Here is a 21,535-nt window from a genome sequence, read left to right on the forward strand (position 1 = left end):
TTCCGATATGAAACATCTGGCCATGTTCTGGCATTTGATAAAACCCTTTTGGTGTAATCGGCAACGGCTGCCGGCGTTGGCATTGCTGCTGGTGGTGTTGACCTTAAGCCTCTCTTCGGTCTGGTTCAGCGTGCAGCTCAACCAGTGGAACGGCGACTTCTTCAACGCGCTGCAGCAGTTGGATGGCAGCCTGATTTACCCCTTGTTGCAGCAGTTTATGCTGATCATAGTCGCCTTGGTGCTGGTGTTGGTGTACGCCGACTACCTAAAGAAAAAGCTCATCATACAGTGGCGTGAATGGATGACCCGGGATCTCTGTAGCCGCTGGCTGTCGCCGGACAGTCGCCATTACCGAATCCAGCTTGGGCAGCAGGAGCCTGACAACCCGGATCAACGTATTGCCGAGGACGTTTTCCTGCTGGTGGACACTTCGCTGGATCTGCTGTTGTCCTTCTTGCGTTCTGTACTCACCATAGGTTCTTTTGTGGTGATCCTCTGGACGCTGTCCGGCGAGATCAGCATTCCCTTGGGCGATGCCGAGTTGACGATACCCGGCTACATGGTGTGGGTCTGCCTGCTCTACACCCTGATAGGCACCCTGATCACCCACAAGGTGGGTAAGCCATTGCACCGGCTTAACTTTCAGCAGCAAAAGCGTGAGGCGGATTTCCGTATCGCCCTGGTGCAGCGCCGTAACCACAGTGAAGCCATTGCCGGTCAGCGAGGTGAGGACTGTGAGCAGCAGGCATTGGCGCAAAGCTTCTCCCGGGTAGTCGGTAACTGGTACGCCTTGATGTCGAAGGAGCGTAATCTGGCCTTCTTCACAACAGGTTACAGCCAGGTCACCATGCTGGCGCCGATATTCTTTGCTCTGCCCAAGTTTCTTGCCGGGGCAATTCAGCTCGGCGGTTTGATGCAGATAAAGATGGCCTTCACCCAGGTCGCCAGTGCCCTCAGCTGGTTTATCTACGCCTATAAAGACCTGGCGCGCTGGAGCGCTACGGTCGAGCGTCTGAGTCATTTTGAAGCCAGTCTGTTTGCCGATACGCCGCGGCCCGAGGCGGCAGTCGCCGCCAAGCCCTCAGCTGCAACCGATAGTGTCCCAGATAAAAGTGTCAATGTGCTTGAACCTCAGGCAGTGCCGCTGTTGCAGGCCAGTCTGGATCTCTTGTTGCCGGATGGTCGGCTGCTGCTGCAAAGACTGCGCCTTTCACTCACACCGGGAAAGCTGCTGGTACTGCATGGCCGCTCCGGTATCGGTAAAACCAGTTTACTGCGAACCCTGGCTGGCTTCTGGGATGGCTATTGCGGGGAACTGGCGACTCGGGTCAGCCCCTGCTGGATATCCCAGCGCCTTTATCTGCCGGAGGGTTCACTCAAGTCGCTCATCTGTTATCCGGCTGCCACCCAGAGGTTTAGTGATGAGCGTTGCTACCAAGTGTTACAGCAGGTGGGGTTAGGGGAGCTGCAGGACATGCTCGAACAGACAGATAACTGGCTGCAGCGGCTATCGGGCGGCGAGCAGCAAAGAGTGATGTTTGCCCGGTTGCTGCTCAACGCCCCTGAGCTGATCCTGCTGGATGAAACCACCTCGGCACTGGACATAGCCGCCGCCACTTCGCTGCTGCAACTCTTGCGCGCCGAGTTGCCCAAGGCCTGCATAGTGTTGGTCAGCCATCAATTACCACTGCATCAGCTGGCCGATGAGATTATTTCCCTGGAGCAGGATGAACAATCTCAACCTGCCACCATCACCCGCCTGAGGGAGGCCTGAAATGAAACCCTTGATAGTATGTTTGCTGGCCGGTTTGCTGCTGGCTTGCCAAAGCACTACTGAGCCGAAACCACAGTCACAACAACAGTCAACTTCACCGCAACCACTCGCCGAGGGCAGCTTGCCACTGAGGCCAGATCTGCAAACTTATACTTTGGCCAACGGTTTGCAGGTGATGCTGCTGCCCAGGAAAGATCCGCGGCAAAACGTGGAACTCAGGCTGCTGGTCAAGGCCGGCTCGCTGCAGGAAACTGACGCCCAGCAAGGCTTGGCCCATTTCGTTGAACACATGGCGTTCAAGGGCACAGAGGCGTTTGCGGATCAGCAAAGCTTTAAACAACTGGAGCAGCAGGGGATCAGCCTTGGCAGTCATGTCAATGCGGTCACCAGCTTTGCTTCCACCGTCTATAAGTTGTCTTTACCCGCCGCCGATGAGCAGCAAGTGGCGTTGGGACTGAAAATTTTATCCCAGTGGGGCCATAAGCTGACATTCGATCCCCAGGCGTTTGAGCGCGAGCGGGAAGTGATTATCGAAGAGTGGCGTCTGCGTCAGGGGCTAGGGCAGAGGATCAATAGCGCCCTGGAGCAACTGCGTTATCAAGGCAGTGAGCTGGCCGAGCGCAATCCCATAGGCCTGCCAGAGGTGATCCGCTCTGCGCCTGTGACCCTGGCCAAGCAGTATTATCAGGACTGGTATCAGTCACAAAATATGGTGCTGATGATGGCCGGTGAATTCGATGTCGAAGAGGCTCGGCAGCATATCGAGCACTTCTTCGGGCCTATGGCGAAGGGCGATAGTAAAGTCACCGCCGACTGGGGTCGTTTCGATTCCTCTTCTGCCGAGGTGCAACTGCAAACTGTGTTGGATCCCGAGCAATCGCAGCGTTTCATCCAACTCATGCTGCAACAGCCCTTACCCGCGCCGCTCAATAGTGTCAACGGCCAATGGCGGGATCTACTCGACAGGCTCTGGCTGGCGGTACTGAACCGTCGTCTTGGCCTGATGGTGGATGAACAGCTGTTTGCCAAGGCGCAGCTCGGCGATCAGAGTGCGGTGCTGTCGCCCTCGCGAATTCAGCATCTGGCGATTCTGCACCCGCTCGATGCCGACTATGGCACAGCGTTGCAGCGCTTTGCCACTGAGCTTAAACGTTTGGCGAGCCAAGGGGTGAGCCAAGCTGAGCTGGATGCCGTTAAGGCGCCCTTGCTGGCGCGCTTGCAACAGCAGGCGCTGAGCGAGTCGCGCTATGACAGCGGTTATCTGCTCGAGCAACTGACCAATGCCGTCAGCTTTCAAATGCCTATGCTGAACAAGCAGCAAGAGTGGCAGATGACCCAGACCTTCCTCACCGAGGTTACGCCCGAGCATCTGCAGGCGGCGGTGCAGTCTTTGCTGCAACAGGCCGAGGTCAAAATTGCCCTCATAGGGCCGGACACGGACGCCGAAAAGCTCAATAAAAATAGCCTGCTGACCGCCTGGCAACAGGGGCTGGCGAGCACGCCAGGCGCCTTTGCGCTCAAACCCAGGCAACTGACACTGGACTTAACGCCGCCTGCGATGAATAAGGTTGTGGATAGAGCATCACTGCCGGCGCTTGGCGCCTTGCCCAAGGTGCGCAGCGAGCGCTGGCAACTGGCCAATGGCCTGACCTTGCTGCTGCACAGCGATCCTATGCTGACCGATAACATTCAGCTGGATCTACGCCTTCCCGGTGGCCGCTCTCTGGAGAACCACAACACCAAGGGCTATGTCAGCCAGGCGCTTTACCTGCCATCCTCCTGTGGTATCGGCGAATATTCGGGCCGGGATCTGCTGGCCTTGCAGAAGCAATACGGCATCAGCATCACCCCCTATGCCGAGCTGCTGCATCATGGCCTGCGTGGTCAAGCATCCGCCGATACCCTGGCGCCGCTGCTCAAGTTATTTGCCCTGCGTTTGACCCAGCCCAGGTATTGCCAGGAGGCTTTGAGCAGGCAGCGGCAGGCCATTCAGCAACAGCGGAATCATATGCCCGCCGAGCGGCGCTTTATGGATGCCATCACACAAGCCGCCTTTGAGAACGGAGAGCTGCTCTTGATGCAGGGCAGTGACCCTGCATCAGAGCTGGCAAAACTTGAGCAATTAGATAGGCAACTGCTGGGTGACCCGGGCGCCATGGTGCTGAGCATCAGCGGCAATCTGCCGCTCAAGCAATTGGGCGAGCAGGCCAACCTCTGGTTCGGTCATCTTGCCAAACAGGATGGCAAAACAGCGCAGAGCTGGACTGACCGCAACATTCGCCCCAAGGCCGAGTCTATGGAGCGCCGTTACCCCTGGAGCAGCAGCCCGAAAACCATGGTGCAGATCCAATACAGCCAGGATGCGAAGTGGAGTGCGGCAAACAGCATGGCGATGCAACTGATAGAGCAGGTGCTGAACCAAAGGCTGCGGCAGAAACTGCGCACCGAGGCTTCCGGTGTTTATGTGATCCAGATGTCGCAGCTATTGGCGCGTGACCCGGGGGCTTATTATCTGGGACGGCTCAACTTCACCGCGGCGCCTGAGCGGGCCGAGGCGCTGGCCGCAGACGCCGATGCTGTAGTGCAGCATCTGGTGCGCGAAGGCATGAGTGTCGCCGAGTTCAAACAGGCCAGGCAAACCCTGGGCGTGTTGCAGCGTCAACAGCGCCAAAGCGCCGCCTTTTGGAGCGCCGCTCTGGCACAGACCATGGCCGATGAAGTGCGACTTCAGGAGCTGGCCGAGACTGATAACACGCTGAATAAGCTGACGCTGGAGCAGACCAATCAGCTGCTGCAACAACTCTTGGGACAGCATAAGAAGGTCTTTATGTTGGAGCCGGCAGCGACACAAGCTTAGCGAGAAAGCTTATCGATTGGCTCATGCCAAGGCTTAAGCCTTGGTCTTAGATTTCGAATAGAAAAGGCTGGTCGGAAACGATCAGCCTTTTGTTTGCGTGTCGCAGAAATGAGCCTTGCCACCAAGGGAGAGGGCTCAAGGCAGCATATCTACTCGAAGTAGTCTGCTGGCGCTGCGGCCTTTGTCGTCGCTGACCGATAACTGGAAGCGTCCGGCTCTGGGCGGGCGCCACTCCAGGGTTTGGCCCGGCAGGCTCTGGCCGAGCAGGCTGTTACCGGCAAACCAGTAGAGTATTTGGCTGTCGGAGGCGGCGTCGGCCTTGAGGGCGATGTGTTCATTGGCCATGCTTTGGCGCAGGCTGTAGGTGACGCCTTTCAAGGGGGAGCGGATAAGCGGGGCAGTGTAGCTAACCGCGACTCTTTGGCTGCAGGCGGCCGGAAGCTCCGGCGGCCTCCTGCGGGGTAAACCTGCCTGCTCGAACAGGGCCGCCAAGTCTGACGGCCAGAAGGCAAACACCTCCTGGTGGTGAATTTCTGAGTCGTAGGGCGGGCAGACGGCGGCGCCGGTTTTGTTATCCAGCCACACGGGGCGATGCAAGTTGGAGATCTTGATGGGGGAAACTCCCGGGATATACCAGCCATCGACCAATTTGGGACACCAAGGGTTGGGCAGCTCGCCGGAGGCGGCGCAGAAGGCTACCTTTTTCACCGTATCCGGTGGCGTGTTGGCCATGTCGGCCGTGCCGGGCAGCGCGCCCTGCAAGGCATCGCTGAGGGCGAAGAACAGGGGCCCGGCGGTACGGACGCCGACAAAGGCCGGGTTGGGGGTGGCGTCGAAGTTACCCACCCAGACCACCAACACATAGGGGCCTGTGATACCGGCGCTCCAGGCATCGCGATATCCCCAGGAGGTACCTGTTTTCCAGGCCACTGTCCAGTTGCTGCCGGGCAGGCCGTCGGCGCGGGGGTTGTCCTTGAGGATGTCCCGCACCATAAAGGCGGCGGCAGGGCTCAGCAAGCTCTTTCCTTGCGGGCTGATGGGCTGGCTTTGTTGATCCCGCAGCGGGTAGTCATGGCCCTGGCTCGCCAGCATCAGGTACAGCCGCGCCAGCTCCGCCATGGTCAGCTCGCCGCCCCCCAGCGCCAGGGATAAACCATAATGACTTTCACCCCTGAGCCCCTGAATGCCGGCCTGGCGCAGGAAGCCGTAGAGATTGGGTTGGTTTACTTCTCCTGCCAGCCACACCGCCGGCAGATTGCGGCTCTTGACCAGGGCATCGTGGGCGCTGATAGGGCCGGTAAATCTGTGGTCAAAGTTCTCCGGTTGGAAACTGCCAAAGGCGGTGGGCGCATCCTTGAGTATGCTCTGCGGGTGTATGAGCCCCTGATCTATGCCCAGGCCAAACAGAAATGGTTTCAGGGTTGAGCCCGGCGAGCGGCGGGCGCTGACGCCGTCCACCTGGCCTTGGATATCGGTATCGAAGAAGTCTGCCGAGCCTATCCAGGCCTTGATGCTCTGATCGCGGCTGTCCACCAGGATTGCGGCGGCATTCTTGACCCCCAGATGGCGCTGGCTTTCGATATACAGCCCAAGGCGCCGTTCCAGCAAGGTCTGCAAGCTGACGTCCAGGGTGCTGTGAATTTGGGTGTCACTATTATCCCGCAGCAGGCGGCGGCTGAAGTGCGGCGCCAGAAATGGTAGCTCAGTGCGGTCATGGCCGATGGCGGTGAGGGTCAACAGGCCGCTGTTGCGGGGATCGTCGCGATAGCTTTGTTGCCAGAGCAACGCCAGACGGTCGCGGGCATCCTGAAAGTCGGCACCGAAACGGGCGCGGCGCGCCGGGCTTTGCGGCATGACCGCCAGGCTGAGGGCTTCACTGAGTGACAGCTCACCGGCGTCTTTATGAAAGTAGATGCGGCTGGCAGCGCCAACACCTTCAATATTGCCGCCCATGGGCGCCAGATTGAGATAGGCCTCGAGAATATCATGCTTGGAGTAACGCAGCTCCAACCAGAGCGCCGCCAGCATTTGCTGCAATTTCCCGGCAACCTGGCGGCTGTTGATGTTGTAAACCCGCCGGGCCAGCTGCATGGTCAGGGTCGAAGCGCCCTGGCGATCATCCTTAAGATAGGTAGCGACTATCGCCCTGGCGGTGGCCGCCGGGTTGATGCCGGGGTGGAAGTAAAAATAGCGGTCTTCCTTGAGCAAGATGGCTTGCACCATGTTGTCTGAAACCCCTTCCAGGGGTTGCCAGAGCCGATACTGGCCATCACTGGCCAGCGTCAGCCGCAGCAGACTGCCATCGGCGGCCAACACCATGCGGGAGCTGGGCGCCAGCTTTGAAAAAGGTTGTGCCGGCCAGAGTCTCAGCCCCAGCAGCAAGGCTGCCAGGGCCAGCAGGCACAAATAGCGGCGTTTCATGGCGCTTCGATCACCAACTCACCGCTTGGGCCCTGAGCCTGAACCAGGGGATCATACAGCCCCTCGGCGTAGGCGGGCGGCACCTGGAACTGGCCGACATTGGTGGCCCGTACCTTGTAGACAAAGGTTTTGGCATCGCGCCAGGCGGTACCGTAGAGCACCAGGCGGTCTTCACGTACATTGAGCCACTGTGGCGACCAGTCGCTGTGCTGAGCCATGCCTACAGGCGGCTGCCAGCCATCGAAGCTGTCATCCTTGTCACGATAAACCGGCTCCACGCCGCCGGGCAGCAGATCTATTACTACCACCTGCTGCAACTGGTCCATATCTGTGGCGCGCAGCCGCAGCCTGACCAGGAATTCATCCCCGACCTTGACCTTGGCAAGAGGTTGCTGCTCCAGGGTCAGATAGTCGCGGCTCACCTCCAGCCCCTGGCTGAAAGGCTTGGCCGGGCTTTGGTCAAATCCCTGCTGGCTGAGAAGATAGAAGGCATCATTAGTGCCGGTTTTCTGGTATTTCACCTCTTCACTGCCGAGGGGCAGCTGGGCCTTGGGTAGACTCAGTGCCTGCCAGGCCTTATCGACCAGGGCTTGCATGGCCAGCCCCTGATCGCCACGGGAGTTATCCAGAGCGGTCAGCGCCCGCACCAGAGTACCGGCAGACAGCGAGCTGTAACGCTGCTCGCTGAGCCACTGACCCATGCGCGGCAGCAGCTGTTCCGGCAGGTCATCCAGGCGCTGTGGCGCCTGACGGGCGATGAGTGTCAGCAGCTGGGCATCGTGCACCATGGGATCCAGGTAGAGGCCGAGGCGCTGGGGCTTATCCTCAAGCAGCTGCCACTTCTGCGCCTGCCACAGCGGCTCGGCCAATTGTTGCTGCTGCATCAGGGTAAAGCTGGCGGCCAGCCAGGCACTGGCGATGTCTGCTTGCCAATCCTTGGGATAGTAGCGCTGCAAACGCTCGCGGATGTCGGCCAGGGCGCCGCTCACCTGCACCCCCTGGCGGGCCAGCAGATACGCGCCATAGGCACGCTCGCGCAGCTCATCCAAGCCGCTGCTGGGGCCGGAGCTTACGCTCGACAGATAGCTGTTGGCCTTGTCCAGTAGATCCTGTGGCACTGGGTAACCCTGGGCCTTGGCGTCCAGCAGCATGTCTACCACATACAAGGCCACCATAGGCTCGACTATCGGGTTGGCGGCCCAGAGACCAAAGCCGCCGCTGCTGTTTTGGCGGCTTCGCAATTGGCCAATGAGTTGGTTAAAGTCATTGAGATTATCCTGGGGCTTGCCCAGCAGCAGTGCCGGTACGGCTTTGGATACCAACTGCTCGGTACAGGCGTGAGGATAGTTGTCCAGATAGTGGCTCAGCCCCTGAGCCCAAACCAGCGGGCTGTTGCCAAGAGCCGCTTCCACCTTGCTGAACGGCGTAAACAGCTGACGGTCAAGTTTGAGCTTGGCTTCGGAGCGGTCGAGCACAGCCGTGGCCAGGGTTAAACGGTGGGGCGTTAACGGCCGTACCGATATGCTCTCGCTGATCTTGAGCTCGCCTTCGCTGGTGGCCAGCTTCCAGTGGAGCTCCCCTTGCCCCAGATTTTCGCCTGCCTTGACGGCAAAGTGCGCCGTGGCCTCTCGGCCCGGTTCGATATGGAACTGCTGCGGTTGCAGGTCGCTGCGAAGGGCGCCGCTCAGGCTGAGGGTCAGGGTAACATCCTGCGCCTCGGCTTCTGTGTTATAGAGTCCCACAGTAACATCGGCGCTGTCGCCGGGTGCCAGGAATGCCGGTACATTGGGGCTCATCACCACAGGTGCCTTGACCGCGACACTGGCCTCGCTGGTGCCTATGCCGCCTTCGGTGGCACTGACGGCAAAGAAGCGGATACTGCCGTTGAAGCTGTCGGGCACTGTATATTGCAGCCGCTGCTCTCCGGCGGCCAACTCACGAATACCCGACCAGTAGACCACAGGCTTGGCGCGCTTGCGCTTGAAGGGGTTGAGGTTGGCTGCCAGCAGCGCGGCGGCGTCACCTCCGGGTGCGGCCTGGCGCATCAGCACCTTGAGATCCGGCAGCAGCAGGTCGAGAATTTGGCTCGAATCTACGCTGAGAGCCTTCTTGTCGAAGAAGTGCGCCAGTGGATCCGGCGCTTCATAGCGGGCCACCTGCAAAATACCGGCATCAACCCCGAATACCACGACTCTGGCTTTGCTTGGCAGCTTGAGGTCGATATCCAGTTGCGTCCCGGGTTTAACCTTTTCCGGCAGGCTCAGGGCGATGGCCTGACGCCGTTCACCGAGATCCACCTTAAAGGGTTTCACGGCATAGGACAGCGGGCTCATGAAGACTTCTTCCGAGTCCGGTGCCCGCAGGAACTGCACATTGATATAGGCATTGCCCTCAATGCCTTGCGGCAGGGTAATGCTCTGCAACGAACGGGTGCTGTCGGCCTTGAACCATTTGAAGGCGTAAACCTTGTCTCTCTCTATGGTGATGAGTCCGGCGCCGCTGTATGGGGCCTGAATCGCCACCTGAATGCTTTCACCCGGCAGATATTCCGCCTTGTTTAGCGTCAGTTCCAGCTCGGCGTTGCGCTCCAGCGTGCGACTGGCGTTGCCGCTGCCGGCAACGTTGTAATCTATTTGGTTCAACTGGCGGCCGTTTTCATCCAGCAGTCGCAGGCGGTAGTCACCCGGCTCCCTGGTGTCGAGTTCCAATTGGCCACCGCTTGCGGCCAGACTCAGGGCGCTGCTGCCCAGCAGTTTGTCTTTGCGGCGCGATTCATAGCGGTAGGTGCCGTCATTCTGTTTCACCAACACAGACACCCAGCGCCGGGCGATACGCTCGACTTTGAGCTCAGTAGCCACACCTTGAAGGTCCTGGCTAACGGCTTGCAGGTTTAGCACACGCTTGCCGTCTTTGCTGATGAAGTCCAGATCGCCATCGCTCTTGTAGCCCAGTAACCAGTCGGCATCGGATACCAGTAGCTGGTTTTGGGCGCTGACACCGTGGCCTGCGCCGGCTTCAAATACCCGAGCCAGCAAGTGCAGCTTGTAAGTGCTGCCGGCAAAGCGGTCCAGCGCCAAGTCCAGGCTGGCCTTGCCTTCGCCGTCTGTGGTGGTTTCGCTCAAGTCTTCGCGGAACGATTCCTTGAGCTTGCCCAATACCCCAAAGCGATAGCCGGGCCAGGCTTTGAAGCTGATATCGGTTGGTGACAGCACCATCTCGCCGCTGACTCGGCGATCGCTCGCCGGGCCACCGAAGAGTTGCTCGGCCAAGACCTCGGCCTTGAGTTGCTGCGGTTTGCGCCAGCCTTCAAACAGCTTGTCGGTGCCCAGAGAGACCCGCACCTTGATACGATCCGGCTCGAAGTCGCGCACCTTGAAGGTGACATCACCAAGACGCGTGAGGCGGTATCTGTCTTTGATGAGGGACAGAGTGGCGAGATAGTCACCGGCAACCGCGGTTTCGCCGGCGCTGAAGTCCAGGCTGTCAAAGCCGCTGCCATCGAGTTTGAAGGTGCGATCCAGCACGGTTACCCCGCGGGGATCGGTGATCTGCATTTTCACCGGCAGGCCACCCAGGGCGGTACTCCAGTCCTGCCCCCGCACCAAACTGGCGATATGAGCCGTTTCACCGGGGCGATACAGCCCGCGGTCGGTGAAGAGGTAGGCTCTCAGGGCGCCGGGATCGTCGCTCTCATAGCTGCCGCCGGTGTCGAAACGGGACAGATTGAGCTGGCGACGCCAATCAGCCAGCGGCAAGAAGGAGAGATCGCCATCCTTTTCGACCCGATAGTAGAGCGGGGTCTTTTCCCGGCGCAGTTCGCCAAGCTTGGCAAAGCTTGCATGACCGCGTTCATCTGTTAAAGCCTCGGCTACCGCTAAACCGTTGCGGCCGATGACGGCCACCCGGGCGCCGGCCACCGGAGTCCCCTTGCCGAGGGATTGCACGAACAGATCCTGGCTGCCATCACGGCTACGTTTGGCGAGTATGCCCAGATCTGTCACGACCACAAAGCGCAGATCGTGGGCCTCGGTTTGGTAATAGTCGAAGGTTTGGCTGTCTCTTTCATCGGCCGGAGTCAGTTTGACTACAAAGATGCCGCGCTTGTCCTTGAAGAAGGGCTTGAGGTCGACGCTGCCGTAGAGCGTCTTGCTGGGATCGCGCCCGGCAAGCTGTTGCTTGAACACCTGACGGGTAACCAAACGGTCGAAATCTGTGTTGTTGAGGTAGGGCTCGGCAAAGCTGCCCGAGCTTTGATCTATCAGGGCATTGAGCTGGTCCGGCAGTAGCTGGGCGACCTCAATCTGCACCTTTTGCACCCCACGGGCCAGATAGCCGAGGCGTTGATCTTCGTCCAGAGTCAGCAAGGAGCCTTCGCCGAGGAAGTTGAGCGCCTTGGGGTATTGCGGCATTCGCAGCACAGTCAGCACGGCATCGCGGGACAGATAACCCCCTTGGCCTTCGACTTCCTTATCCACCATTACCGCCACGTAGCGATCGACCGGAGCTTTCAGCTTGAAGCTGTGCAACTGGTTGAGGCCTTCGGCACCGGGGATCTGGGTCAAGGTCAGTTTGTCGGCCTTGGCCAGTATCTGTTCGGTGACATTTTCCTGATACCAGTGACGGCTTCCCTTGGGATTTTTCACCGGCAGCAACCAGGCATGTACCTTGCCTTGAAGCGCTTCGTCGTTGACCGGACGTGAGCTTTCCATCGTCAGCACCGGCTCGGGTTCATCCTTGTCGTTGTAGGCGAAGTTGACCTGAGCCTGTTTAAAGCTCAGCTGATAACGGCCGGGAACCTCTACTTGCCATTGGCTCTTGCCTGCCTTGTTGCCGCCGCTGGCCGCCTGGATCCCTTTGCTGACTTCCAAGGTTACAGTGCTCTGCTCCAGTGGCGTGGCGAGCGCAGGAGAATGTATGTAAGCGAACAGATGCTTGTCGTCGAAGGTGACTTCGGTATCGCCATTGCCGCTGTAGGTCAAGCCGGGGCTCAGCAATATCGCCAGTTGAGGTTTGACCGAGGCCGTATCCACCGGGTGGCTGAAGGCCAGGGTGGCGACCAGCTTTTGAATACTCGGCTGGGCCGGATCCTGGTACAGGCGCCCCTCAGAGATGGTGGCCGTGAAGGCGGCTGTGCTGAATTCGCTCTGGTATTTATCCAGTAAGATATGGTCTGCCAGCAGCTGTTTCTTATCCAGGCTGACTGCGAACTTTTCCGCAATCGGCCAGTCGTTATCCGGAGTAAATTGCAGATGCTTGTCACTGGCCCAGCGCCACTGCCCGGCGAGTTGGGGGCTGAGGCTGACGCCTTTGGAGACTGGTTTGCCTATGACATCCAAAGGTGCGACCGAACCACTGAAGCTCAGGGTCAAGGGAGCGACCTGAGGTTTGGCCTGGTGGTAATCGGTCAGCCGCGGCGCCTTGAGCGTATAGTGCAGGGTATAGGGCTTGGGTAAATTCTGGTACCAATACCAGCCGCCCCAGCAAAGCACAGTCAGTACAGATAGCAGCATTAGGCTTCCCAAGGCTTTAAAGGGATGTTTTATGCACCAATGCATCCAGGGCGGAGCCTGCCAGTGACCAAAAACGGCAGCGAGAACTCGCCAAACTACCGAGAAGAAATTTCCTATAAGCTGTCCCATCAGTCCATGTCCTTGCTGTGTCTCGTAGCGCTATCGCCAAGTTGGGTGACGTTTTAAAGATGTCAGTCGCCGATGTCAATCAGACCGGGCCGATGCTGTGATGCCCTATTCGATATCGCCTCTGCAACTGAGACTCCATGGTACAACAATCGGGCTGATTTTTATCCGTGTTACTTTGATAAGTCGGTGGCGATCAACAATATAGTGTCTTTATGGAGGGTAAAACAAAAAAGGCTTACCGTTTTATGGGTAAACCTTTTTAGTTACAGCATCTAGCGAACTGGTTATCAGTTCATGCCGTATTTTTTCAGCTTCTTGCGCAGTGTGCCGCGGTTGATGCCCAGCATGTTGGCGGCGCGGGTCTGGTTGCCACGAGTGTGCTGCATAATGATATCAAGCAGAGGTGCTTCAACTTCGCATAGCACCATTTCATAAACTTCCTGAGCTTCTTGACCGTCCAACTGAGCGAAGAAGTTGCTGACAGCGCGCTTTACAGCGTCGCGCAGTAACTGGGGCTTGATGGTGCCGTTAGCGGTTTCGATTTTGCCTACGGTAAGCTGATGAGCTTCTGTGTGAGTTGTCTGATCAAACATTCGTATTCTGCTCTTTATTTATCTAGTACACATTCATCAAAAAAACGTTCCACCATGGAACATTGTTCTGCAGCGGTTTCCAGCCGGTTAAAGTCGGCACGGAACTGGCGCTGTTCTTCCTGGTCCAGGTACCATCCCATATGTTTTCTGGCGAAGCGGACGCCCTTTACTTCCCCATATAAATCATACAGTTTGATTAGGTGTTCCAGCATCACTTGACGCTGCTCTGCCATCCCTATGGGCGCTAGCTTGCTACCTGTGTCCAGGTAATGCTGGATCTCTCTGAAAATCCAAGGCCTTCCCTGGGCACCCCGTCCTATCATCAGGGCATCGACACCTGTGTAATCCAGCACGAAACGCGCCTTCTCCGGACTATCGATGTCCCCGTTGGCGACAACAGGAATCGAGACATTCTGTTTGATTGCCTTGATGGTGTCGTACTCGGCATGACCCTTGTACATGCATTGGCGGGTGCGGCCATGAACCGCGAGCGCCGTAATGCCACTCTCTTCGGCAATCCGGGCGATTTGAACACCATTTCTGTGTTCTGGGGCCCAGCCCGTGCGAATCTTCAGCGTTACCGGCACATCCACTGCGGCAACCACGGCATCCAGTATTTTCTTTACCAGTTCCGGCGATTGCAGCAGGGCAGAACCCGCGAGCTTTTTATTCACTTTTTTTGCCGGACAACCCATGTTGATATCTATGATTTGGGCGCCTTGCTCCACATTGTAGCGGGCGGCCCAAGCCATATTATCGGGATCAGCCCCGGCGATTTGTACTGAGCGTATGCCTTCTTCACCCGAGTGCGTCATTCTCTGGCGGCTCTTGTCCGTGTCCCAAAGGTCGGGATTGGACGAAAGCATCTCTGACACTGCCATGGCAGCACCATAACGGATACAGAGATTGCGGAAGGCCTGATCGGTGACACCTGCCATTGGTGCCACGATCAGCTGATTCTTCAGTTGATAGGGTCCAATCTGCATTTTGCTGTTTCACCTTGCTCTTCAAAGGGGCGCTATAGTACGCCTTTTTGGCAGCGGTGAAAAGGTCAATAAATGACCTGAGCAAAACTTTTTTACTTGACTTTTGATTGGTGGGAAGTCAGCGCCAGTGCGCTCTGGCGCCGCCTTTACCGCTATTTGCGTACTCCTGTCAAGCGGCTCCAATCTTCTTTGTGAACGGCTTCGTCCATCTCGAACCATTGAGCGTAAAATTCGCGGATCTCTTCGGCTTGTTCCTGCAGTAAACCGGACAGCGCCAGTTTGCCACCCGGACGAACCAACTCGGCGATCAGGGGGGCCAGTTCCCGCAGCGGTCCGGCCAGAATATTGGCAACCAACACATCGGCCTGAATACCTTTGGGTTGATCTTCAGGTAGATAGAGGCTGAGTCTGTCATCCACGCCGTTGCGCTTGGCATTGTCGCGGGAGGCGTCTATCGCCTGGTAGTCTATGTCTATGCCTATGGCGTTGGTTGCGCCCAGCTTGAGACCGGCGACCGCCAGAATGCCGGAACCGCAGCCGAAGTCGACCAGCTGTTTACCTCGCAGATCCAGGCCATCGAGCCACTCCAGGCACAGGGCCGTTGTGGGATGAGTGCCTGTGCCAAAGGCCAGGCCGGGATCCAGGATCACGTTGACGGCTTCGGGATCCGGGATTTCACGCCAGCTGGGACAGATCCACAGACGCTTGCCGAACTGAATGGGGTGGAAGCTGTCCATCCATTCGCGGACCCAGTCTTTATCTTCTATCTGCTCTATCTTGTAGTTGAGCTTGCCTTCGAGGAAGGGCAGTTGCTTGAGCATCTCGACTGTGGGCGTCAGATCTGTGCCGGCATCGAACAGAGCGACCACCACAGTGTCGGCCCAAAGTGGGGTTTCTCCCAGTTTGGGCTCAAAAATCGGCGTATCTTTACCATCTTCAAAGGTGATGGACACGCTGCCTTCCTCCAGCAACAGGTCGCTGAGTGTCTCGGCGTGCTCGCTGCTGCTGTGGATGCGTAACTGGATCCAGGGCATGGAATCTTCTCTCGTGGGGGACAATAAAGCGCTATTGTAAGCCATAGGCTGCCGGCCTTGCCAGCACACCGGGGTAAAGAGGGCGGAGTGAAACCCGGTTTCAGGTTTACTCGGTCAGCGGTTGGATTTACGGTAATTTGCTGTCTTTTTTGTTTTAAAGTTTCAAATAAACGTTTGATTTTTAGTGGGTAATTGGTATTACCTCTGTTTTGCTGCAAGTGGTTTATTTGTGAGCGTGATCAGATAATCCCCCACTTTCGATTGAGGCAGGTCACATTCAGACTCCTTGGGCATTGGCGCAGTTTGGCTGTGAGTTATGTTGTAGATCCCAAGGATCTGTACCCAAAAAACATGCTGACAAAATATCACATCCCCGAGCGCTGGCTCGGTCATGCCAACAGCCACCACTGGTCGGCCAGAGCCGATCGCCTGCAGAGTGCCAGCGGCATTTTGCTGGGCATGTTTCTGTTGGCGCATCTTCACTTCGAATCCAGCATCATGCTGGGTAAAGAGGCTTTCTATAAGGTAGTGCAGGTGCTGGAAGGCGGTTGGTTCAGTGCCAGTGGCCACGGTTACCCACTGCTGACGCAACTCTTCTCTGTGTTTATTCTGCTGGTGGTGATACTGCATGCCGCCATGGCGCTGAGGCGCTTTCCGGCGCAGCTCGGCCAATGGCGGGCGCTGCGCAGCCATCTGCATCTGATCAAACACCGCGACAGCCACGCCTGGTTCTGGCAGTTGGCTACCGGCTTTATCCTGTTCTTCCTGGTGCCCATGCACCTGGTCACCATGATAGCCAATCCGGAAATCGGCCCCAATATGTCGGCCTACCGAGTCTGGCACGACAACACCTGGCTGCTGTATATCCTGCTGCTGCCTGCGGTGGTGATCCACGCCATGATAGGTCTGTATCGGGTGGCGGTGAAATGGGGCCTCAGCTTTAACCGCACTGGCCTGAGGAAAATAGCCAAGCTATTGATTGTATACCTTATTGTGCTTGGTTTAGGCAGTTTGGTGACCTATATGCTGCTAGGCAATGAGCTGCGCCTGCCGTTGCAGCCGTTTGTTCCCGGTTAACTCAATATCAGTTAAAGGTAAATTAACCGGCAGAAGTTTGATCTGCCTCAGGGTTCGTTTGCCCTTTGTGATCCACATTGGTTTTACTATCTTTAAGCGGTTAAGCCATTGGATGACAGGGAGAATACGGATGATACGACTGAGTGAGCGCTGGGGCGGCTGGTTGGATCTGGGGCAGAGTGCTTCAGGCGTGTTGTTGGCGCTGTTTTTGTGGACTCACCTGTTGCTGGTGTCTTCGATATTGCTGGGGGCACCGGCAATGGAATGGGTGGCCCGTAACATGGAGCTGAGTTTTCTCAGTGACGATGGCCACGGCTATCCCTGGGTAGTGAGCCTGATAGCCATAGCCGTTGCCGGGTTGGCGTTACTGCATGTGTTGGTGGCCTTGCACAAGTTGCCTCTGTCGCTCAGGCAGCAAAAGGCTCTGAAACAGCAACTAGTGCAAATTGATCATGGCGATACCCGCTTGTGGGTGTGGCAGGCCGCTACCGGAGTGGTGATTTTGCTGCTGCTTCCTGTGCATCTTTGGTTGGTGGGTTCGGCCCCGGAAACCATAGGGCCACAGGGCTCGGCCGACAGGATTTGGAACCAGTATGCCTGGGCCTTGTACCTGCCACTGCTGCTGACAGTGGAGTTGCATGCCGCCATAGGACTGTACCGGGTGGCATTGAAATGGGGCGCGGCGCGGGATCTCAACAGCCGGGCGCGCCTTAGAAAAATTAAAACCATACTCAGTGTGGCGTTTGTCGCCGTAGGTCTGGCGTCCTTGCTGGCCTTTTGGCCCCACGCGAGCTGAGTATCGATAACCCAAACAGATAGCTTTAGGGCAAACGGCATTGTGCCGTCCCATAAGGAGTGTGCGTGAAACTCATCTATACGGATTCGTTGGTTGTCGGCGCCGGATTGGCGGGTCTGCGGGTAGCCATCGCTTCCAAAGAGCGTGGCCTGGATACCCTGGTACTGTCGCTGATCCCTGCCAAGCGTTCCCACTCGGCCGCGGCCCAGGGCGGCATGCAGGCCAGTCTCGGCAATACCGTCAAGGGCATGGGCGACAGCGAAGATGTGCATTTTCAGGACACGGTCAAAGGCTCAGACTGGGGCTGCGATCAACAGGTGGCGCGAATGTTCGCCCACTGTGCTCCCAAGGCGGTGCGCGAGCTGGCCAACTGGGGCGTACCCTGGACCAGGGTGACTGCCGGGCCGCGTCAAGTAGTGGTCAATGCCGAAAAAGTAACTCTGGAAGAAGCCGCCGAGGCTCACGGGCTGATCAACGCCCGCGACTTTGGCGGCACCAAGAAATGGCGCACCTGTTACACCGCCGATGGTACCGGCCACTCGCTGCTGTATGCGGTGGACAACAAGGCGATCTCCATGGATATCCCGGTGCATGAGCGGGTCGAGGCGCTGAAACTCATTCACGACGGCAGCCGCTGCCATGGGGTCATTGCCCGCTGTTTGATCACCGGTGAACTCAGGGCCTATATCGCCCGGGCCACCACCATAGCCACAGGTGGCTATGGCCGTATCTATGAGGTGTCCACCAATGCGGTGATCTGTGAGGGTATCGGCCAGGCGCTGGCGCTGGAAACCGGGGTCGCGACCCTTGGCAATATGGAAGCCGTACAGTTCCACCCCACGGCCATAGTGCCCGTGGGCATTCTGACCACTGAGGGCTGCCGCGGAGACGGTGGCTTGCTGCGGGATAAAGACGGCTACCGCTTTATGCCCGACTATGAGCCGGAGAAGAAAGAGCTGGCCTCGCGTGACGTGGTATCACGGCGGATGACAGAGCATATGCGTAAGGGCAAGGGAGTCGATAGCCCCTATGGCCCGCACCTGTGGCTGGATATCACCCTGTTGGGGCGCAAGCATGTGGAAACCAACCTGCGGGAAGTCAAAGAGATCTGCGAGAACTTCCTCGGCATAGATCCGGCCGAAGAGTGGATCCCGGTGCGGCCGACCCAACACTATTCCATGGGCGGTATTCGCACCAATCACACAGGAGAGAGCCCGCAGCTCAAGGGGCTGTTCAGTGTCGGTGAGGCGGCCTGTTGGGACATGCATGGCTTTAACCGTTTGGGCGGTAATTCGCTGGCGGAAACCGTGGTCGGCGGTATGATCATAGGCAAATATGTGGCCGACTTCTGTGAGCAGGAGGAGCTGGTGCTTGATACGGCGCTGGTGCAGCGTTTCCGTGATGAGCTCAACCAGGAAATAGACGAGTTGCTGGCTCGGGAGCAGGGCGAGAGCCCGTTTGAGCTCAAGCGCCTGATGCAAAGAGTGATGATGGACTATGTCGGCATCTTTCGTAACGGCCCAGAGCTGGAAAAGGCGGTGGCCGAACTCAAGGATTTGCTGGCTCGCTCGCGCAATATTGTTGTCACCTGCAAGAAGCGCCACGCCAACCCCGAGTTGGTTGAGGCACTACGGGTCAGGCGTATGCTTAAGGTGGCACTGACTGTGGCCTGCGGCGCCCTGGCACGCACCGAGAGCCGTGGCGCCCATGCCCGCGAGGATTACCCGCAGCGTAATGACAAAGACTGGCTCAGCCGTACCCTGGCCAGTTGGCCGGACGCCGACGCGCTGGAGCCTGTGCTCAGCTACGAGGCGCTGGATGTGATGCAGATGGAACTGCCGCCCGGCTATCGCGGCTATGGTGCCGACAATGCCATTGCCCATCCGGATACCGCCAAACGCGAGCAGGAGATTGCTGCCATTCTCGCGTCTTTGGGGCCGGATGCCGACGCTGAAGACAAGCAGCGGGCGCTGATGCCGTTCGAACTGCCGGAAAGCCTGCGCCCCGGCAACGAGCGCCTGAGCGACCGTCTGGCTTGCCCACAGACTTCAATCCCTTCTCAGCCTAACCCTGCCGGAGATGACAACGCATGAGTGGCCGCACTTTAACCTTCAGGATCTTCCGTTACGACCCACAGCAAGCGGGAGACAAGCCACAAATGGTGGACTATCAGCTGCAAGAAACCCCGGGGATGACGGTATTTATCGCCCTCAATCGCCTCAGGGAGGAGCAGGACCCATCGCTGCAGTTCGACTTTGTCTGTCGCGCCGGGATTTGCGGCAGCTGCGCCATGGTGATCAACGGCTTTCCTACCTTGGCTTGCCGCACCTTGACCGCTAAATATCCAGATGGACTGATCACCTTGATGCCGCTGCCAGGCTTTGAGCTGATAGGGGATCTGTCGGTCAACACAGGCAAGTTTATGCGTGAACTGGCTGAAAGGCTCAAGCTGTGGCTGCATCCCAGGCCGGATCAGCAGGATATCCACCATCTGGAAGCTCCGATGGACCCGGAGGAAGCCGCCAGACTCTATGAACTGGAGCGCTGTGTGGAGTGCGGTGTCTGCGTCTCGGCCTGCGCTACCAAGCAGATGCGCGACACCTTTGTCGGCGCAGTCGGCATGATGAAAATCGCTCGCTTCGAGCTGGATAGCCGTGATGCCCGCAGCGCCGAGGACTTCTACCATGTGATAGGCAATCAGGATGGGGTGTTCGGTTGTATGACCCTGCTGGGATGTCAGGATAACTGTCCTAAAGACTTGCCCCATATGCAGCAGATAGCCTACCTGCGCCGCAAGATGGCCAGTACCTTGCTTTAAAGAAAGTGACTAAGCCTTCAGAGAACTAAGCCCTTAAAGAGCTAAGCTGAGGTTCAAACAGAAAAGCCCGGAAAATTCCGGGCTTTTCTGTTGACTTGTTGAGTCAGGCTAACTGAGTGAAAGCCGTTATGCCTGCTCGCGGGCGATGGCGCGATAGCCTATGTCGGTTCTGAAGTAGACATCGTCCCAATGGACTTCATCCACCAGGGCATAAGCGGCCTGCTGGGCCTCGGTCACTGTGTTGCCCAAAGCGGTAGCGCACAATACCCGGCCGCCATTGGTGACTACATAGCCATCGACCATCTTGGTACCGGCGTGGAACACCTTGGCTTCATTATTGCCGAGTGACAGCCCTTCGATAACATCACCCTTGCGGTAATCATCCGGATAGCCCCCGGCGGCCATGACCACACCGACGGCGGCACGCTGATCATATTCGGCGCTGACCTTGTCCAGCTTACCACGGCAGGCGGCCAGGCAGAGCTCCACCAGATCTGACTTGAGGCGCATCATGATAGGTTGAGTCTCAGGGTCGCCAAAGCGGCAGTTGTATTCCAGCACCTTGGCGCTGCCATCGGCGGCAATCATCAAGCCGGCATAGAGGAAGCCTGTGTAGACATTACCTTCGGCGGCCATGCCGTCAACCGTTGGCCGGATAACATTGGCCATGACCCAATCGTGCACTGTTTGGGTGACAACCGGCGCCGGGGAGTAAGCACCCATGCCGCCTGTGTTGGGGCCGTTGTCGGCGTTGTCACGGGCCTTGTGATCCTGGCTGGTGGCCATAGGCAGAATATTGTTGCCGTCGACCATCACGATAAAGCTGGCTTCTTCGCCGCGCAGAAACTCTTCCACGACCACTCTGGAGCCGGCTTCGCCGAACTTGTTGCCTGCCAGCATATCGTCGATGGCGGCCTCGGCCTCGGTTTGATCCTGGGCGATGATCACCCCTTTACCTGCGGCCAGACCATCGGCCTTGATCACCACAGGGAAACCTGTGCGACCGGCAAGCTCGGCGACATAGGCCTTGGCCGGGGCAATTTCAGTGAAGTTCTGGTAGTCGGCGGTTGGGATCCGGTGGCGGGCAAGAAAGTCTTTGGTAAAGGCCTTGGAGCCTTCCAGTTGCGCTGCCGCTTCGGTGGGGCCAAAGATATTCAGGCCTTCGGCGCGGAAGGCATCGACCACTCCCAGTACCAGAGGGGCCTCTGGGCCGACTATGGTGAGGGCTATCTGTTGTTGCTTGGCAAAGGCCAGCAGCGCCGGGATATCCGTGGCTTCTATCGCCAGGTTTTCCAGCTTGGGCTCCAGCGCCGTGCCGGCATTCCCCGGAGCAACAAATACGGTTTCCACGGCGGGAGATTGCGCTGCCTTCCAGGCCAGGGCATGTTCACGACCACCACCACCAATCACGAGTACTTGCATCTTCTTATCCTTTTTCGCTTAACGCCTTGCGGGCAGGTTCAGGCCGGGCAGGGCTTTGTTACGGCGAATCGCCGGAGGTTATTCCGGCGATAAGTTCATTGCATCAGTGCAGGCCGGT

12 protein-coding genes are annotated in these 21,535 nt (G+C 57.9%); 6 read left to right on the forward strand and 6 right to left on the reverse strand.

Annotated features, from left to right (window positions below):
• Positions 1-7 precede the first annotated feature (7 nt).
• Positions 8-1,774, forward strand: coding sequence for an ABC transporter ATP-binding protein/permease (locus ACF8D4_RS14810; protein ID WP_335902718.1), 1,767 nt, complete (start codon positions 8-10; stop codon positions 1,772-1,774).
• A gap of 1 nt (position 1,775) precedes the next feature.
• Positions 1,776-4,631, forward strand: a complete 2,856-nt coding sequence (locus tag ACF8D4_RS14815; protein ID WP_335902717.1) for an insulinase family protein — start codon at positions 1,776-1,778, stop codon at positions 4,629-4,631.
• Positions 4,632-4,766: 135 nt separating this feature from the next.
• On the opposite strand, the gene pbpC is transcribed toward ACF8D4_RS14815, so the two are convergent.
• The 5 genes from pbpC to prmA form a co-directional block, all read right to left on the reverse strand.
• On the reverse strand, positions 4,767-7,052 hold the full coding sequence (pbpC, locus tag ACF8D4_RS14820) for a penicillin-binding protein 1C (protein WP_335902716.1): 2,286 nt from the start codon (positions 7,050-7,052) through the stop codon (positions 4,767-4,769).
• The gene (locus tag ACF8D4_RS14825; protein WP_260846855.1) at positions 7,049-12,562 is read right to left on the reverse strand and encodes an MG2 domain-containing protein; all 5,514 of its coding nucleotides are present in this window, start codon (positions 12,560-12,562) and stop codon (positions 7,049-7,051) included. The genes pbpC and ACF8D4_RS14825 overlap by 4 nt, the downstream gene beginning before the upstream one ends.
• 416 nt (positions 12,563-12,978) lie before the next feature.
• Entirely contained in the window at positions 12,979-13,284 is a 306-nt protein-coding gene (gene fis, locus ACF8D4_RS14830; RefSeq protein ID WP_025011339.1) for a DNA-binding transcriptional regulator Fis, read from the reverse strand.
• A 14-nt stretch (positions 13,285-13,298) separates the two neighbouring features.
• Complete coding sequence (gene dusB / locus ACF8D4_RS14835; protein ID WP_144218149.1) at positions 13,299-14,270, reverse strand: tRNA dihydrouridine synthase DusB; 972 nt, start codon at positions 14,268-14,270, stop codon at positions 13,299-13,301.
• 152 nt (positions 14,271-14,422) lie between these two features.
• Entirely contained in the window at positions 14,423-15,304 is an 882-nt protein-coding gene (prmA, locus tag ACF8D4_RS14840; protein WP_144218170.1) for a 50S ribosomal protein L11 methyltransferase, read from the reverse strand.
• Positions 15,305-15,655: 351 nt separating this feature from the next.
• Here prmA and ACF8D4_RS14845 point away from each other — a divergent pair, with 351 nt between their 5' ends.
• From ACF8D4_RS14845 to ACF8D4_RS14860, 4 genes are all read left to right on the forward strand, one after another.
• Positions 15,656-16,381 (forward strand): fumarate reductase cytochrome b subunit, encoded by a 726-nt coding sequence (locus tag ACF8D4_RS14845; RefSeq protein ID WP_144218168.1) that lies wholly within the window; start codon positions 15,656-15,658, stop codon positions 16,379-16,381.
• Between the two features lie 130 nt (positions 16,382-16,511).
• Positions 16,512-17,177 carry a fumarate reductase cytochrome b subunit gene (locus ACF8D4_RS14850; RefSeq protein WP_025011335.1) on the forward strand — a complete coding sequence of 222 codons (666 nt, stop codon included), beginning with the start codon at positions 16,512-16,514 and terminating at the stop codon, positions 17,175-17,177.
• A 65-nt stretch (positions 17,178-17,242) separates the two neighbouring features.
• Positions 17,243-19,270, forward strand: coding sequence for a fumarate reductase flavoprotein subunit (locus tag ACF8D4_RS14855; RefSeq protein WP_144218147.1), 2,028 nt, complete (start codon positions 17,243-17,245; stop codon positions 19,268-19,270).
• Positions 19,267-19,995, forward strand: a complete 729-nt coding sequence (locus tag ACF8D4_RS14860) for a fumarate reductase iron-sulfur subunit (RefSeq protein ID WP_144218145.1) — start codon at positions 19,267-19,269, stop codon at positions 19,993-19,995. Before ACF8D4_RS14855 ends, ACF8D4_RS14860 begins: the two co-directional genes overlap by 4 nt.
• 126 nt (positions 19,996-20,121) lie before the next feature.
• Here the strand turns inward: ACF8D4_RS14860 and purD are convergent, their stop codons facing one another.
• On the reverse strand, positions 20,122-21,417 hold the full coding sequence (gene purD / locus ACF8D4_RS14865) for a phosphoribosylamine--glycine ligase (RefSeq protein ID WP_144218143.1): 1,296 nt from the start codon (positions 21,415-21,417) through the stop codon (positions 20,122-20,124).
• Between the last annotated feature and the right edge of the window lie 118 nt (positions 21,418-21,535).

Source organism: Shewanella sp. YQ_9, assembly GCF_043103185.1.
Classification (GTDB): domain Bacteria; phylum Pseudomonadota; class Gammaproteobacteria; order Enterobacterales; family Shewanellaceae; genus Shewanella; species Shewanella algae.

What these genes read in the sequence shown, in the direction of transcription:
- dusB (WP_144218149.1), bottom strand. Translation starts at nt 14,270, where the DNA reads ATGCAGATTGGACCCTATCAACTGAAGAATCAGCTGATCGTGGCACCA.
- ACF8D4_RS14825 (WP_260846855.1), bottom strand. Translation starts at nt 12,562, where the DNA reads ATGCTGCTATCTGTACTGACTGTGCTTTGCTGGGGCGGCTGGTATTGG.
- prmA (WP_144218170.1), bottom strand. Translation starts at nt 15,304, where the DNA reads ATGCCCTGGATCCAGTTACGCATCCACAGCAGCAGCGAGCACGCCGAG.
- fis (WP_025011339.1), bottom strand. Translation starts at nt 13,284, where the DNA reads ATGTTTGATCAGACAACTCACACAGAAGCTCATCAGCTTACCGTAGGC.
- ACF8D4_RS14845 (WP_144218168.1), top strand. Translation starts at nt 15,656, where the DNA reads ATGCTGACAAAATATCACATCCCCGAGCGCTGGCTCGGTCATGCCAAC.
- ACF8D4_RS14860 (WP_144218145.1), top strand. Translation starts at nt 19,267, where the DNA reads ATGAGTGGCCGCACTTTAACCTTCAGGATCTTCCGTTACGACCCACAG.
- ACF8D4_RS14815 (WP_335902717.1), top strand. Translation starts at nt 1,776, where the DNA reads ATGAAACCCTTGATAGTATGTTTGCTGGCCGGTTTGCTGCTGGCTTGC.
- ACF8D4_RS14850 (WP_025011335.1), top strand. Translation starts at nt 16,512, where the DNA reads ATGATACGACTGAGTGAGCGCTGGGGCGGCTGGTTGGATCTGGGGCAG.
- ACF8D4_RS14810 (WP_335902718.1), top strand. Translation starts at nt 8, where the DNA reads ATGAAACATCTGGCCATGTTCTGGCATTTGATAAAACCCTTTTGGTGT.
- purD (WP_144218143.1), bottom strand. Translation starts at nt 21,417, where the DNA reads ATGCAAGTACTCGTGATTGGTGGTGGTGGTCGTGAACATGCCCTGGCC.
- pbpC (WP_335902716.1), bottom strand. Translation starts at nt 7,052, where the DNA reads ATGAAACGCCGCTATTTGTGCCTGCTGGCCCTGGCAGCCTTGCTGCTG.